The 15,259-nt window shown below is 64.6% G+C and carries 16 protein-coding genes; 9 read left to right on the forward strand and 7 right to left on the reverse strand.

The window, feature by feature from the left end:
• Nucleotide 1: 1 nt before the first annotated feature.
• Complete coding sequence (locus P353_RS10375; protein ID WP_034368851.1) at nucleotides 2-472, reverse strand: FKBP-type peptidyl-prolyl cis-trans isomerase; 471 nt, start codon at nucleotides 470-472, stop codon at nucleotides 2-4.
• 115 nt (nucleotides 473-587) lie between these two features.
• On the opposite strand from P353_RS10375, the gene radC reads away from it, so the two are divergent.
• Together radC and P353_RS10385 are read left to right on the forward strand one after the other, a co-directional pair.
• Entirely contained in the window at nucleotides 588-1,280 is a 693-nt protein-coding gene (gene radC, locus P353_RS10380; RefSeq protein WP_034368853.1) for a RadC family protein, read from the forward strand.
• Nucleotides 1,277-1,933: a Smr/MutS family protein gene (locus P353_RS10385; RefSeq protein WP_034368855.1), complete on the forward strand. Its 657-nt coding sequence runs from the start codon at nucleotides 1,277-1,279 to the stop codon at nucleotides 1,931-1,933. The genes radC and P353_RS10385 overlap by 4 nt, the downstream gene beginning before the upstream one ends.
• A 75-nt stretch (nucleotides 1,934-2,008) precedes the next feature.
• On the opposite strand, the gene P353_RS10390 is transcribed toward P353_RS10385, so the two are convergent.
• The 5 genes from P353_RS10390 to P353_RS10410 form a co-directional block, all read right to left on the reverse strand.
• Nucleotides 2,009-3,037: a M48 family metalloprotease gene (locus P353_RS10390; RefSeq protein WP_034368858.1), complete on the reverse strand. Its 1,029-nt coding sequence runs from the start codon at nucleotides 3,035-3,037 to the stop codon at nucleotides 2,009-2,011.
• Nucleotides 3,038-3,041: 4 nt separating this feature from the next.
• Nucleotides 3,042-3,629: a LemA family protein gene (locus P353_RS10395; protein WP_034368859.1), complete on the reverse strand. Its 588-nt coding sequence runs from the start codon at nucleotides 3,627-3,629 to the stop codon at nucleotides 3,042-3,044.
• 106 nt (nucleotides 3,630-3,735) lie between these two features.
• Complete coding sequence (locus P353_RS10400) at nucleotides 3,736-5,826, reverse strand: bifunctional 2',3'-cyclic-nucleotide 2'-phosphodiesterase/3'-nucleotidase (protein ID WP_034368860.1); 2,091 nt, start codon at nucleotides 5,824-5,826, stop codon at nucleotides 3,736-3,738.
• A 94-nt stretch (nucleotides 5,827-5,920) separates the two neighbouring features.
• Nucleotides 5,921-6,325, reverse strand: a complete 405-nt coding sequence (locus P353_RS10405) for a group II truncated hemoglobin (protein WP_003052030.1) — start codon at nucleotides 6,323-6,325, stop codon at nucleotides 5,921-5,923.
• The gene (locus P353_RS10410; protein ID WP_034368964.1) at nucleotides 6,315-7,799 is read right to left on the reverse strand and encodes an MFS transporter; all 1,485 of its coding nucleotides are present in this window, start codon (nucleotides 7,797-7,799) and stop codon (nucleotides 6,315-6,317) included. Before P353_RS10410 ends, P353_RS10405 begins: the two co-directional genes overlap by 11 nt.
• A gap of 216 nt (nucleotides 7,800-8,015) precedes the next feature.
• Between P353_RS10410 and P353_RS10415 the strand changes: the two genes are divergently transcribed.
• Nucleotides 8,016-8,891, forward strand: coding sequence for a LysR family transcriptional regulator (locus tag P353_RS10415; protein ID WP_034368862.1), 876 nt, complete (start codon nucleotides 8,016-8,018; stop codon nucleotides 8,889-8,891).
• 2 nt (nucleotides 8,892-8,893) lie between these two features.
• Here the strand turns inward: P353_RS10415 and P353_RS10420 are convergent, their stop codons facing one another.
• The gene (locus P353_RS10420; protein ID WP_080750507.1) at nucleotides 8,894-11,464 is read right to left on the reverse strand and encodes an ABC transporter permease; all 2,571 of its coding nucleotides are present in this window, start codon (nucleotides 11,462-11,464) and stop codon (nucleotides 8,894-8,896) included.
• Between the two features lie 45 nt (nucleotides 11,465-11,509).
• Here P353_RS10420 and P353_RS10425 point away from each other — a divergent pair, with 45 nt between their 5' ends.
• From P353_RS10425 to P353_RS10450, 6 genes are all read left to right on the forward strand, one after another.
• Nucleotides 11,510-12,295 (forward strand): sulfite exporter TauE/SafE family protein, encoded by a 786-nt coding sequence (locus P353_RS10425; RefSeq protein WP_034368864.1) that lies wholly within the window; start codon nucleotides 11,510-11,512, stop codon nucleotides 12,293-12,295.
• A gap of 50 nt (nucleotides 12,296-12,345) precedes the next feature.
• Nucleotides 12,346-13,416, forward strand: a complete 1,071-nt coding sequence (locus P353_RS10430; RefSeq protein ID WP_034368865.1) for an adenosine deaminase family protein — start codon at nucleotides 12,346-12,348, stop codon at nucleotides 13,414-13,416.
• A 100-nt stretch (nucleotides 13,417-13,516) separates the two neighbouring features.
• Entirely contained in the window at nucleotides 13,517-13,885 is a 369-nt protein-coding gene (locus tag P353_RS10435) for a hypothetical protein (RefSeq protein ID WP_034368867.1), read from the forward strand.
• Nucleotides 13,882-14,373, forward strand: coding sequence for a low molecular weight protein-tyrosine-phosphatase (locus tag P353_RS10440; RefSeq protein ID WP_080750508.1), 492 nt, complete (start codon nucleotides 13,882-13,884; stop codon nucleotides 14,371-14,373). Before P353_RS10435 ends, P353_RS10440 begins: the two co-directional genes overlap by 4 nt.
• Before the next feature lie 12 nt (nucleotides 14,374-14,385).
• The gene (locus tag P353_RS10445) at nucleotides 14,386-14,925 is read left to right on the forward strand and encodes a CbrC family protein (RefSeq protein WP_034368870.1); all 540 of its coding nucleotides are present in this window, start codon (nucleotides 14,386-14,388) and stop codon (nucleotides 14,923-14,925) included.
• A 3-nt stretch (nucleotides 14,926-14,928) separates the two neighbouring features.
• Complete coding sequence (locus tag P353_RS10450; RefSeq protein ID WP_080750509.1) at nucleotides 14,929-15,252, forward strand: hypothetical protein; 324 nt, start codon at nucleotides 14,929-14,931, stop codon at nucleotides 15,250-15,252.
• Nucleotides 15,253-15,259 lie beyond the last annotated feature (7 nt).

Genomic DNA, 15,259 nt, shown 5'->3' on the forward strand with positions numbered 1-15,259 from the left:
CTCAAAGTACCCCGATCAGCTTCACTTCAAACGTCACGGGCTGGCCGGCCAGCGGGTGGTTGAAGTCGAACAGCACGGCGCCGTCCTCGCGCACCTGCACCACCGCGCCGGCGTAGCTGCCGCTGCCGTCGGGCGTGGGGAACTGCACCACATCGCCTGCGGTGTACTGCTCATGCGGGTCGCCGAGCTCGTTCATGAGCTTGCGGGCTACCCACTGCATCATGTCGGGGTTGCGCTCGCCAAAAGCCTCGCCGGCGGGCAGCTCGAAAGTGCTGTGCGTGCCCTCGGCCAGGCCGATCAGCTTGTCTTCCATGGCCGGCGACAGCTCGCCCGCACCCAGCGACAGCGTCGCCGGCTTTTCGTTGAAGGTATTGATCACATCGCCCGCAGGGCCCGCCAGGCGGTAATGCAGCGTGAGAAAAGAGCCTGCCTGCACGACGGGCAGATCCGAAGGGGTTGCGCTTGTGGTCATGAAAGTCCCGATAAACTGGGCTGCATTGTAAGAGCGAGCCTATAACCTCTTCGCCGCTGCGTTGAGATGGCCGGCCCGCCCCTTCCCCGCCTTGTGCAAGCGAGCACTGACACCCATGCCCATCAAAGACCTGCCCCTGGATGCCCAGCCGCGCGAAAAGCTCGCGCAGCGGGGTGCGGCTGCGCTCTCGGATGCCGAGCTGCTGGCCGTCATTTTGCGCACCGGCATCGCCGGCAAGACGGTGCTGCAGATGGCGCAGGAGCTGCTGAAGCTGCCCGGTGATCGCCAGGGAGCAGGCGGTCTGGCCGGGCTGCTGGCCGCCGACTACAAGGCTTTGACAGCCGTCAAAGGCCTGGGCCCGGCCAAGCGCGCCGAGCTGTTGGCCGTGCTGGAGCTGGCCCGCCGTGCCACGGCACAGCAGCTGCGCGAGCGGGAAGTCTTTTCCTCCCCCGAGGCCGTCAAGCACTATCTGCAGCTGCATCTGGCGGCCAGACCGCACGAGGTGTTTGCCGTGCTGTTTTTGGACAGCCAGAACCGCTTGCTGGCTCTTGAAGAAATGTTTCGCGGTACCTTGACGCAAACTTCCGTCTACCCTCGTGAAGTCGTGCTGCGCGCCCTGCACCATCAGGCCGGCGCGGTGATCCTCGCGCACAACCACCCCAGCGGCAACGTGCAGCCCAGCAGTGCCGACAGCGCGCTGACCGCCACTCTCAAGGCCGCTCTGGCCTTGATCGATGTACGCGTGCTCGACCACATCATCGTCGGGCCGGGCGCCGCCTGCTCCATGGCCGAAGAGGGTCTGCTATGAGCCACGCACACCGCTCGCTACAGGATCTGGCCGGCATCTCCCGCCATCTCAAGCAGATGCGCGAACAGGCCGAAGCCCTGGCCCTCGCGCAGGCCCAGGCGCGTGCTGCGCGCGAGCGTGAACGCAATCTGTTTGCGCTCAGCGTCGGCAAGGTCACGCCGCTGCGCTCGCGCAACGAAGTCAGCTTTCTGGAGCCGGCCCCCTCGCCGCTGCCGCTGCAGATGGTGCTGGACGAACAGAACGTGCTGCGCGAAGCCATGAGCGACGAGTTCGATGTCAGCACCCTGCTGGACGTGGACGATCAGCTGAGCTTTCGCCGCCCCGGCATCGGTCTGGACGTGACCCGCAAGCTGCGTGGCGGCCACTGGAGCATTCAGCGCCAGCTGGACCTGCACGGCCTGCGCTCGGACGAAGCGCGCGAGGCGCTGGGCCAGTTCATCCGGCTGTCGCACCGCACGGGCGTACGCTGCGTGCGCATCGTGCACGGCAAGGGCCTGGGCTCGCCGGGCCGCACCCCCGTGCTCAAGGGCAAGGTGCAGCGCTGGCTGGTGCAGAAGAAAGAGGTGCTGGCCTTTGTCCAGGCCCGCCCGGCCGAAGGTGGCGCGGGCGCGCTGGTGGTGCTGCTGCAGCCGGGCAAGCGCAAGCTGTTCTGAGAACGTGTTGACGACCTGATAGCTGCTCGTTCCTGTCGGCCGCGCCTGTCGGCATGGGGCCTGGGCCCCCAAAGCCTATCTTCCCTGCGGCACGGTGTTGAGCGGCAAGGGCAGCGGCCGCATATCGCGGCCGTATATGCGGCGTATGCGCTCGGGCACCGTGGGGTGGGATTCCAGCCAGTCTTCGAGGCGGCTGGCATGGGGAATTTCGGCCAGCAGCATGTGCTGCACGATGCGCTTGTCCAGCCCCTGGTGGCTGCGCGCATCCTGCTGCCAGCTGCCGTACTGCTGCTCGGCCAGTTCACGCTGCGTGAGCACTTTGCGCAGCACACCGCCCAGCCCGTCCTTGCTGCGCGTCCACTGCACGGCACGGGCATCTGCCAGATACTCGCGCTGGCGCGATACGGCGGCCTTGAGCAACTGGCCGCCGAGCCAGCCGACAAATCCCGCAGCCTGGATGAAGAGGCCGAACCATTGCGTAAGGATGCTGTCGCGCTCGCGCAGGCTCTGGCCGAAGTTGTGAATCAGCTCCAGCCCGTAGACCATGCCGGCCAGCTGCATGTTCAGCCGCGTGTCGCCCTCGCGCAGATGGGACAGCTCATGCGCTACCAGACCCTGCATTTCCTCGCGGCTGAGCTGGTCCAGCGCACCCTGGGTCACGGCAATGACGGCGTCCTGCGCATCCCAGCCCGCCGCAAAGGCATTGATGGCCTCGGTGCGCGCCAGCACCGCGACCTGGGGTGCGGGCCAGTGCGCCGCAATGCACATTTCATGGACGATATTGCACAGTTGCTGCTCGGCCAGCGAGCTGCCGGCTCTGGCTTCGCGTGCCCCTACGCGCTGGGCCAGTTTGCGCCCGCCGTGGCGCAGCTGGTCGAGCTCTATCCAGCAGCCGCCCAGCACCAGCAGCAAGGTCACGCAGATATTCACCGTTGCAAAGCCCGTGGGATAGTCCCAGCCGCCGAATGCCAGAGTGCCCAGCCACCAGGCCAGCATCAGGCCCAGATGCACCGACGCCACCACAGCCAGCACACACAGGCCGAACACCAGCAGCAACCAGCGCGTACTGCGCCTGGCTTGGCGCTGTCGCTCCCAGAAACGCATGCGCTCAGAACCTGACCTGAGGGACGGCGCGTTCCTGCTCGCTCTTAGTCGAAGCCAGCATGTCCATGTGCACAAAACCCACCAGCCGCGCCACGATCAGATCCGGGAACTGTCCGGCCTGGTTGTTGAATTCCAGCACCTCGTCGTTATAGGACTGACGCGCAAAACCGATGCGGTTCTCGGTGCTGGTGATTTCTTCGCCGAGCTGCTGCATGCGGGCATCGGCCTTGAGCGTGGGATAGGCCTCGGCCAACGCCATCAAGCGGCCTACCTGACCTCCCAGCACCTGCTCCGCGGCCATCAGTGCCCCCATGGCCTGCGCCTTGCCCGGCGACTGACGGGCCTTGTCGGCAGCGCTGACGGCCTCGCCTCGTGCGCGGATCACGGCCTCCAGCGTCTGCGCCTCATGCTGCATATAGCCGCGGGCGACTTCCACCAGATTGGGAATCAGGTCATGACGGCGCTTGAGCTGCACATCGATCTGCGCAAACGCGTTCTCCACCTGGTTCTTGTGCGTGCGCAAGCGGTTGTAGAGGGCAATTGCCCAGATCACGATCACCACCACCACTGCCAGCGCGATATATGTCGTCATACCCTCTTCCCTATCCCTGAAAAAATTTCTCGCATCATAGCCAGTCCCAGAAAAAAAGCCGCCGTGGCTTTTGCAGCCACGGCGGCAGTCATTGCGGCAACGCCGCCTACTTGGACAGATCGAGCTGGTATTTGCTCATGCCCTTGCCCAAGCCGTCATCCGCGGCCAGCAAGGACACTCCCGTCAGGCCCGCGGCCTGGGCCACGCTCAAGGCATTGGTGCCGGAGCTGAACACCACCGGGCCGGCCGTCGTCACCTTGGTAAAGCGCCAGCTCTTGGCTGCACCATTGGCGGCTCTGGTGATCTGCGGGTTCTTGCGCACATACTCGATCACCACATCGCGGTTCGCATCGGGCGACGCCCAGATGGCCGACGAGCCGTCGAGCTTGGGGATGAAGCTGGCACCGCTGGTGGCACGGTAGTTGTTGGTGGCGATCACGAACTCCTGCGCCGTATCCATGGGCTTGCCCAGATAGCTCAGGTTCTTGATGCGGCTGCCCAGCGGCTGGGTCACATCGATCTCGTACTGCACATCGGCCGTGGTGAACATGTCGAAGTTGTAGCCCGGGAAGCTGCTGATCAAGGGCTGCTCGGCCGCCTTGTTCACATCGATCTGGTTGAAGCGCTTGGCGGCAGCCTCCAGCCAGCTCTTGATGTCCGCGCCATTGACCTTCACCGCGTACACGGTGTTGGGGTAGAGATACAGGTCGGCCGCGTTGTAGATGGCCAGAGGGCCGGCAACCACATCGGTGAAGTCCTTGCCGCCCTGGAAGCCGGACTTGAACGGCGCACTCACCGACAGCACTGGCAGGCTGGCGTACTGCGGCAGATTGGCCTTGATGTAGCTGGCCACATAGGCCTGCTGGGCCTGGTTGACGATCTGGATCGCACCGGGGTCGCCCACATCGGCAAACAGCGTGCTCATGCGGAAGTCCGTGCTGCCGATGGGCGTCTTCACATAGCTGATGGCCGCCTGATGCTGTGCCTCGATCAGCGGAGCAACAGCCGGATCGGCATCCACAAACACCGTGGCACCTGCGGCATCCTTGTTCTGGATATTGCGCAGCTCGCTCTTGCTGCCGGTCTTGGCCACGCTCCACTTCTTGCCGTCCCATTGCAGCGGCAGCTGGATCACGCCCAGCGCCTTGCCCCAGGAGTTGGCCATGACTGCAGGCACGCCGTTGATGGTGCCGGCCTGGTTGTCCACGCCGCTCTGGCTGTAGGCGGGCTTGGCCGACAGATCGGGGAACACGCTGTGCTGGTGACCCATGACCATGGCATCGATACCCGCCACCTTGGACAGATACAGGCCGGGGTTCTCCATGGTGGCCGAATAGGCCGAGCCGTCCAGACCGCCATGCAGCAGGGCCACCACCACATCGGCACCCTTGGCGCGCAACTCTGGCACGTATTTGCCGGCAGCCTCCACCGCGCCCTCGGTGTAGACCTTGCCTTCAAGATAGCGCTTGTCCCAGTTCATGATGCCCGGCGTGGTGAAGCCGATCACGCCGATCTTGATGGGCAGCTTGACTTCCTTGCCATCGCTGCCCTTGGCCACCATGGTGCGCTCCAGCACGGCATAGGGCTGAACCAGCGGCTTCTTGGTTTTGCTGCTGTAGACATTGGCCAGTACGGCCGGATAGCCGTTGCCCGCGCATTTCTGGCTGGCATCGACGCCATCCACATCCAGGCCTCCGCCCAGCACCTGGTTGAGAAAGGGCAGGCCGTAGTTGAATTCGTGATTGCCCAGCGTGCCCGCGTCAAAGCTCAACGCACCCATGGCCTTGTACATGGACAGCTGCTGCGTGCAGGGTATGGGCTTTACCTCGGCCTCGTAGTCAGCCAGGGCCGTGCCCTGGATGGTGTCGCCGTTGTCCACCAGCAGCGTGTTGGCAAATTCCTTGCGAGCCGCACGGATCAGCGTGGCCGTGCGCTCGAAGCCATAGGTCTTGTCTTCGGCCAGCTTGAAATAGTCATAGCTGCGCACATTGAAGTGCAGATCCGTGGTCTCCAAAACGGCCAGCGTCGCCGTGGCAGGCTGCGCGCTGACAGGCGTTGTGCTGCCGTCGTCGCTGCCGCCGCAGGCAGCCAGCAATGCGGCACAGCCCACTGCCGTCAGCACATGGCGGCGTTGCTGCACTGCCGAGAAGAAACCGCCCGAGCGCAGCTTTGCGCCGGGCAAATCGAAATCCTGCATGGTTGACCCTGCTTGTTGAAAAACAGGCAGTGTCTACAGGGCTTTTTACAGCGTCATGAAGGAAATTTGACGCTTTGAAACTCGGTCCAGGAACTCAGGCGCCGCGATTGCGCATCCAATCCGCCGTGTTCATGAAGCTGGCCTTGAGGCGCGTGCGCAGGGCCTCGGGTACTTCGGTCTCGCCCATGGCCTGATCCATGCAGGCCACCCACTGGTCGCGCTCCTGGATACCGATGGAAAACGGCATATGGCGCATGCGCAGACGCGGATGACCGAAACGATCCTGGTAATAGTCGGGGCCGCCCAGCCATCCGCAGAGAAACCAGAACAGCTTCTGGCGCGCGTCGTCGAGCGTGCTGCCATGGGCGGCGCGCAGCTCCTTGTAGCCAGGCTCCAGATCCATGAGGTCATAGAAACGGGCAACCAGCTGCTGGACTTTGTCTTCGCCACCTATCCATTCGTAGGGGGTGTCAAACGGGGGCTTTTCTTCAATCTGCATGTGTAGCGGCTTTGCGAGTCAGTCCCGATTGTCGGACATGCGGCATGTCCGTACCCGAGCGCAGGAATGCGAAAACGCCAACGGCCGTCAGCACCGTCACGCCGGCCAGCACATCGAGCAAGCTGGAAAAGGCCAGGCCATAGGCCTTGAGCAGCTCTACGGCTGATGCGCCTTGCATCAGCGCCAGTGCTCCCTGCATGTTGCCGGTGACCAGCATCTGGGCCACGGCCGAGCCATGCTGCATGGACGGCCAGATGGCCGTCAGCTCCCGCGCCAGCAGCGCTGCCAGCACCGCCCCGACCACGGCCAGGGCAATGCCTTCGCCTGCCACACGAACGGTGCTGAAGATGCCCGTGGCCATGCCGGCACGCTCGCGCGGCACCACCGTCACGGCCAGCCCGTCCATCAGCCCCCAGGGCAGCCCTATGCCCAGACCGATCAGCAGCAGCGGTGCGGCCATCTGCGCCAGGTCCGAGCCGGGCGCGCAACGGCCCAGCCACAGCAAGCCCATGGCACAGACCAGCAACCCCGCCCCACAGAGCAAGGCCGCCGACAGCCAGCGCGAGAGCCAGCCCGCCAGCAGTGGTACGAACAGCATGGGCAGCGACAGCACGAACATGCGCTGCCCGGCCGCGAGCGGCGCCAGGCCTTCCACGCCGATGAAGCGCAGCGGCAGCAGCACCAGCAGCACCACGAAGGCATAGGCAGGTGCTGCAGCCAGCAGCTGCACGCCGACAAAGCGCGGATAACGGAACAGCGACAGATCCAGCATGGGATGGGGGCTGCGTCGCTCGATCTGCACAAAGGCCGCTGCCGCCAGCAGGGCTGCCGCAAGGGGCAGCCATGTGCGGCCATGCAACCAGCCCGTTTCCGGAACTTGCAGCATGCCCCAGGTCAACAGAGCCAGCGCCAGCGTGAACGACAGCGCACCCGGCAGGTCCAGCCGCTGCGCCTGCGGATTACGGGACTCCGGCATATGGCGCAGGCCCAGCAACAGCGCAGCGAATGCAGCGGCGGCTGCGCTGAGCACCACGCTGCGCCAGCCCCAGCTTTGCAGCAACCAGCCCGACAGCAAGGGCCCAAAGGCCAGCCCAACACCAAAGGAGGCACCTACGAAACTGAAGGCCCGGGTACGCCTGGCACCATCGTAGGCCTGGGCCAGGCCTGCTGTGCCTGCCGCCAGTGCAGCAGCCGCACCCAGCCCCTGCAGCGCCCGCAGCAGGTTGAAGCCGATGATGGCCCCCTTGCCTTGCAGGCAGACCTGCAGCAGCACGCTGCCAACCACTACGGCCAGCCCCGCCAGAAACACACGCCGCCGCCCGTAGATATCGGCCAGTGCTCCTGCCGCCATCAGCGTGGCACCGAAACTCAGCATGAAGGCATTGGTGACCCAGTTCAGCGCCAGAGGGCTGCCGCCCAGCGCCTCGCGCAGCGCCGGCAGCGCCACGGCCGGCCCGGTAAAGCTCAGCGGCATGGCCAGCGCGGCCAGGCATACCGACAGCAGCACCCAGGCAGGCGATGCGCGGCGGGCGTAAACAGGAAGATCCGTGTGCGGGCGGGATGGGGAAGTGGAGCAAGGCATGGAGGGCTGGCGTCGTGAATCAATCAGACATGAACGATAAAAGCGCTCCAATGAAACGAAAATAGCGTTAAAACTCCCCACAATCCCAACCAAAGGTTGCCAATCACCATGGACAGCTTCAGCGGACTTGAGTCCTTTGTACGTGCCGCCGATCTCCTGAGCTTTGCCGAGGCCGGCCGCGCGCTCGGCATCTCGGCCTCGGCCGTTGGCAAGAACGTGGCGCGCCTGGAGCAGCAGCTCGGCCTGCGCCTGTTCCATCGCACCACACGTCAGGTTCGCCTGACGCAGGAAGGCACTCTGTTTCATGAACGCTGCCGGCGCATCCTCGACGAGCTGCACGATGCACGTGCTGCCATGCAGGCCGCCGCCCAAGCGCCGCGCGGCCGGCTGCGCGTGAGCCTGCCCACCATCGGCTACCGTTTTCTGCTGCCCGTGCTGCCCGAATTCCAGGCCCGCTATCCCGAAGTGGAACTGGATCTGGACTTCAACGACCACCTGGTCGATGTCGTAGAGGCCGGCCTCGATGTGGTCATCCGCAGCGGCGAGCTGGCCGACTCGCGGCTGGTGGCACGCCGACTGGGGCCGTTTCGCTTCATTCTCGCGGCCTCGCCGGCCTATCTGATCGAGCGCGGCGTGCCGCTCACACCAGCCGACCTTGCGGGACACGCCAGCCTGCGCTATCGCTTTCTGAACAGCGGCAAGCTCGAGGAATGGACGTTGCCTGGGCTGCCGGCCATGCCCATCGCCCTGGTCTGCAACAATATGGAAGCCATGCTGGGCGCGGCCGTCTCAGGCCTGGGCCTGGCCTATATGCCCGACTTCCTGGCTCGCGACGCACTGGCGCGTGGCGAGCTCCAGCAGGTCCTGGCGCAGCAACTCACCCATAGCGGGCAGTTCTCGGCACTCTGGCCCTCCAGCCGCCAGCTCTCGCCCAAGGTCCGGGCTTTTGTGGACTTTGCGAGCGAGCGGCTGTTCAAGGGCTAGCCTTATTCCGCCGCCTGGCGCAGCGTGATCATCACCGGGCGGCTGACCACCTCGCGCAACGCCCACCAGCCGGCCAGCCAGGCCAGCAATGCGCCCGCCAGCGCGCCCACCAGCGGTACCCACCAGAGCACATTCCATTCGAAATCGAACACCCAGCGCGCCAGCGCCCAGCCCACGGCCAGGGCCACGCAGCTGGCCAGAAAGCCGGCCATCAGGCCCACTCCGGCCAGCTCGGCGCTTTGCACCTGCTGCAGCAGGCTCGACCTGGCACCCACGGCGCGCATGATGGCGTACTCGCGCGCTCTTTCCTCACGCGTGCCGGTGACGGAGGCAAACAGCACGACCAGCCCTGCCACCAGCGTGAAGCCGAACAGAAACTCCACGGCACGTATGACCTGGTCCATCACCTGCTGCACCTGGGCCAGCGTGCTGCTCAGATCGACATTGGTGATGTTGGGAAATTCATTGACCAGCGCATTGTCAAAGCCCTTGACGTCGGGCGCGCGATAGGCCGCCAGGTAGGTCACGGCCACGTTCTCCAGATGCTGCACGGGGTAGATCACAAAGAAGTTGGCGCGCATGGAACTCCAGTCCACCTTGCGCAGGCTGGTGATGCGGGCCTCGCTCTCCTCGCCGCCGATATCGAAGCGCAGCGTGTCGCCCAGCTTCAGGCCCAGGGTCTTGGCAATGCCTTCTTCCATGCTGATCGCGCCTTGCTCGCCCGCCTGCCAGCGGCCGCCCACGATCTGATTGTGATCCGGCATGGTTTCGGCATTGGAGATATTGAACTCCCGGTCCACCAGGCGCTTGGCACGGTCTTCCTCATAGTCATCGGGGCTGACGGCCTTGCCGTTGACGGCGATCAGCCGGCCGCGAATCATGGGATACCAGTCATAGCTGTGCACGCCGGCCTTTTTCAGCGCGGCCTGAAAGTCCTGCGCCTGATCGGGCTGGACATTGATGACAAAGCGATCGGGCGCATTGGCCGGCGTGGCCTTGCGCCAGCTGGCAATCAGGTCGGTGCGCAGCAGCACCAGCAACACCAAAGCCAGCAGCCCCACGGCCAGCGAGCTGACCTGTACCACGGCATACACGGGTTTGGCCGAGACCTGGCGCGTGGCCATGACCAGCCAGCGCGGCGCCGTGCTCTCATTGACCACCTGCCGCAGCAGCTTGACGGCCAGCCAGGCCAGGCCCGCGAACAACAGCACGGCGACGGCAAAGCCGCCCACGGCAATCAGGCCCAGCTTGATGTCGCGGCTGGCGACCATCAGCAAGGCCGCAAAACCCGTAACACCCACACCCAGCACCAGCCACGATGCTGGCTTGAGCGCCCCCAGATCGCGCCGCATCACGCGCAGCGGCGGCACCTGCGCCAACTGCAGCACGGGCGGCAGGCCAAAAGCCAGCAACAGCGTCAGCCCCATGCCCATGCCGAACAATGCGGGCCACAGGCTCGCCGCAGGCAGGGCGGACTCGACCAGTCCGGCCAGCAGCCAGACAAACACATGGTGCACGGCCCAGCCCAGCAGCACGCCGGCCGCGCTGGCGGCCAGGGCGATGCTCACAAACTCCACGACATAGGCCAGGGCAATACGGCGCTGGCTCTGGCCGAGCACGCGCAGCATGGCCGAGGCATCGAGATGGCTGTTGGCAAAGGCGCGCGCAGCCAGTGCCACGGCCACGGCCGAGAGCAGTGCCGAGAGCAGCGCCACCAGACTCAGGAACTTCTCGGCCCTGTCCAGGGTCTGGCGCATTTCGGGGCGGCCGCTTTCCAGCGACTCCACACGCACGCCATGCAGGCTCTTGGCCAGCTCCTGCGCCCAGCCCAGATAGTCCTGCGCGGCCCGCTGCGCGCCGCGCCCTGCGTCTGCCTGCGCAGCCACAGCCAGGCGATAGGTGATGCGGCTGGCCGGCTGCACCAGGCGCGTCGCGGCCAGATCGGCGCTGTTGATCATCACGCGCGGGACAAAGCTCATGAAACCCGCACCGCGGTCGGGCTCGATGGCAATGATGTGCGAGATAAGAAAGCTTGCATCGCCCAGCAGCAATCGGTCACCGAGCTTCAGGCCCAGCGCCTCCAGCAGCGGCGCATCCACCCAGGCATGGCCGTTTTCAGGAATCGCGCGCACCTCCAGATCCGGTTGCCCCGGCCCCTGATTCAGATGCAGCACGCCGCGCAAAGGATAGCCGGGCTCCACGCTTTTGAGCGCCACCAGGCGGCTGGCACCGCCCTGCTCCTGAGCGGCCCGCGCCATGGTCGGAAAGCTGGCCGTGGCCACGCTCTGCAGCCCCTGCTGCCTGGCCTGCTGCACAAAAACCGTCGGGGCGGGATTGTCGCTGACCACCACCACATCGCCGCCCAGCAGCTGACGGGCGTCGCGCTGCAGGCCGGCCTGCAGGCGGTCGGCGAAAAAGCCCACCGAGCTCAGTGCCGCCACGGCCAGCAGAACGGCCACGATGATCAGGCGCAGCTCGCCAGCGCGCAGATCGCGCCAGAGATTGCGCAGTCCCAGAATCCAGACAGATGATGCTTGCATGGTCTGCACGATAGCGCAGCGGCCTGACGCCATGCCCAAACTGCATGGCAATGCCCTGCTTGAGCGGGACGATAATCTATGCCTTCAGACGGAGACCAGAACGTGGAAGTGATCTTGGTGGTGGCCCTGGGGGCTGCGGTGGCAGGCTTTGTGCAGGGGCTGTCGGGCTTTGCCTTCGGCATGGTGGCCATGTCCTTCTGGGCCTGGGTGCTGGAGCCGCAGCTGGCAGCCGTGCTTTCGGTGTTCGGCTCCCTCACGGGCCAGATCATCGCGGCCTTCACCGTACGGCGCGATTTCCACTGGAAATCGCTGCTGCCGTTCATCGCCGGCGGCCTGGTCGGCATTCCCATGGGCGTGGCCGTGATGCCGCATCTCAACATGGACTGGTTCAAGCTCGGTCTGGGCTGTCTGCTGGTGCTGTGGTGCCCTACCATGCTGCTGAGCACACATCTGCCCCGGCTGACGCTGGGCGGCGGCCTGCTGGCCCGCAGCACCGATGCGCTTGCGGGGCTGATCGGCGGCGCCATGGGCGGGCTGGGCGGCTTCAGCGGCACTGTGCCCACGCTGTGGTGCACGCTGCGCGGCTTTGAGCGCCATGTGCAGCGCACGGTGATCCAGAACTTCAATCTCTCCGTGCTGGCCGTCACCATGGCCAGCTATCTGGCCACCGGCCTGGTCAAGCCTGCCATGTGGCCCTCGTTCGCCATCGTGCTGCCGGCGGTGCTGGTGCCCGTGATCTTCGGCACCCGCGTCTACAAGGGCGTGAGCGATGCGCGCTTTCGCCAGATCGTGCTGAGCCTGCTGACCTGTTCGGGCATTGCCATGCTGGCGGCGTCCGTGCCGAAGTTGTTCTTCGCGCAGTAACGTAAAACTGCCTACGGCAAGGCTGATCGCAAGCCACTACCATCTTCGGCATGAATGCCGCGCCTACCGCCCCCACACCTGAACTGACCGCCTTTGCCCATGCCATCCCCAAGATGGAGTTGCACTGCCACCTGCTGGGTACGGTCAGAAAAAATACCTTCATCGAACTGGCGCAGCGCGCCCAGGCGCCACTGGCTCCCGAAGAGATCGAGGCCTTCTACACGCGCGGCGAAAAGCCCGTGGGCGTGCTGCGCGTGCTGCGCGCACTCGACGAGTGGCTGCTGCAGACGCCGGCCGACCTGGAGCGCATTACCTATGAATACCTGCAGGATGCCGCCGCGCACAACGTGCGCTATGCCGAATTCTTCTGGAACCCCACGGGCACGGTGCAGTGTTCGGGTATGAGCTATGCCGCCGCCCAGCAAGCCATCCTGGCCGGCGCCGCAGCCGCGCAAAAGGATTGCGGCATACGCGGCCGCCTGGTGCCGTCGATAGACCGCGAAGCCCCGGCCGAGGCCGCCGTGCAGATGGTGCAATGGATGCTGGACAACCGCCATGACGATGTGCCCGGCATCGGCATCGACTACCGTGAAAACGAGCGCCCGCCCGAGTTGTTTGTCGAAGCCTATGCGCTGGCGCGTCGCAACGGCCTCAAGACCACGGCCCATGCCAGCGAGTTCGGCCTGCCCTGGAACAATCTGCAAACGGCCATCGAGACTCTCAAGGTGGACCGCGTCGACCACGGCTACACCGTCATCGACAACCCGGAGCTGGCCCGGCGCTGCGCCGATCTGGGCATTGTGTTCACCGTGGTGCCGACCAATTCCTACTATCTGCGCACGCTGGCACCAGAGCGCTGGGCGCTGGACCACCCGATTCGCCAGATGCCCGGCCTGGGCCTTCGTGTGCACCCCAACACTGACGACCCCACGCTGCACCATGTGAACCCCACGGGAGCCTGGACCAAGATGGTCAGCGACTTTGGTTTTTCGATGGCCGACCTCAAGGACTTCATGCTCAACGGCATCGATGCGGCCTGGATAGACGAGAGCGAAAAACGCAGCCTGCGCCAGCAGTGGAGCGACGAGTTCGATGCATTGAGCCGCACACACCGCTTCTGATCAAATATCGCCGCATCGCCTGTCCACCAGGCGATTTCAGCTATCAAATGGATTCCGGCAGGCATAACACCCGCCTCCTCTCATACCGACCATCTGCCCTATGCCCTCAGACAAGCCCGCCAGCCTTGAAGAGATTCAGGCGTCCATTGCCAAACTCAGAGTCACCGAACAGCAGCTCGAGGCCACTGCACAGAAGTACGAAAGCAAGATGCAAAGCTCGAGGAAATGGAACTATCTTGCCGTGGCCATGGCCGTGGTGGTCTGCGCCGTGGCCTGGATCAACCAGGCCACGCCCTGGCTGCGCTGGGGCGTGCTGCCCGTGGTGCTGTTCATGGTGCTGTTCTTCGAAGGCATGCGCCGGCTGCTGGGCGTGACCATGCAAAGCAGCATGCGCCAGCTCAAGACCCAGATCCGCACACTGGAAACCAGCCTGGCCGAGGTACAAGCCACAGCGAAAGATCAGCCATGACTGCCGCCAGACCCGTTCGCGTTCTGATGGTCTGCACCGGCAACATCTGCCGCAGCCCCACAGCCCATGGCGTGCTGGAAAAAATGGTGGCGGATGCGGGTCTGCAGCATCTGGTGCAGGTGGACTCCGCCGGCACGCACGGCTATCACGTGGGCGAGGCTCCCGATGCTCGCAGCCAGCAGCATGCACGCCGCCGGGGCTATGACCTCAGCCGGCAGCGTGCGCGGCAGCTGATGAAGCAGGATTTTGACGCTTTCGATCTGGTGCTGGTGATGGACAGCGCCAATGAGGTTGCGGCGCGCCGCATCGCCACGCCCGCCCAGCAGCAGCGCATGAAGCGGCTGACCGACTACTGTCAGCGCTTTGAGGAGCCTGAAGTGCCCGACCCCTACTATGGTGGCGAGCGAGGCTTTGAGCATGTGCTCGATCTGATCGAGGACGCCTGCCAGAACCTGCTGCAGACTATCGCAAAGAAAAATCCACGCTAAACGGAGCATTCCATGGATTTGCCGAAATTTCGTCTCAGCCCCAACGCCTATGCGCTGGATCTGTTTGTGGCCGAAAGCGGTACCTGCTCCTGCTGCGGCCAAGCGCGTGAGCTCAAGTACAACAGCTCGTTTTACAGCCGCGAAGAGCCGGACTATCTCTGCCCCTGGTGCATTGCCGACGGCAGCGCGGCCAAGCACTATGAGGGCGAATTCAACGACTACCTGGGCATTGAAGGCGTGAGCGCCGATCCCGGCGAACCTGACAGCATCGTCATGGATCGCGTGCTGCTGCTGGAGGTCTGCGAACGCACGCCCAGCTATCACAGCTGGCAGCAGGAGCAATGGCTGGTGCATTGCGATCAGCCCTGCGCCTTTGTGGGCTACACCGACCATACCGAAATCAAGCAGCTGGAGCAGGAGTTGCAGGCCGATATTGCCAGCATGCCGGAGCGCTATCTGCAGGCCATCAGCAAGACCGGTGATCCGGTGGGCGGCTACCTGTTTCGCTGCGTGAAGTGCGGCACACACCGGCTGCACACCGATTGCAGCTAAAGCATGAGCACAGGTAGCCTGCAAGTGGAATGCAGCCACCATATCGACGCCAGTGAGCCCGATGCCGAGGGCTTTTACGAGTACTACTACGAATACGACATCTACCGCTTCACGCTGGGCAATCTAAGCCTGGTGGTGCGCAGCTACAGCGACACCAGCGCGCAGGCCAGTGTGCTTCGACTGGAGGAGGCGGGTAGATCACGCACCTTGCAGTTCAAGGACTTGCAGCAGCCGCTGCTGCTGCAGGCCAAGACTCATCTGCACACCCTGGGCAAACAGGATCTGCGCTGGTTCAACCCAAAATATGCGCGATACGATCCGCTTTAAGCAGGTC

The sequence above is a fragment of the Comamonas testosteroni genome (assembly GCF_000761245.1).
In the GTDB taxonomy this organism is placed as follows: Bacteria; Pseudomonadota; Gammaproteobacteria; order Burkholderiales; family Burkholderiaceae_C; genus Comamonas; species Comamonas testosteroni_C.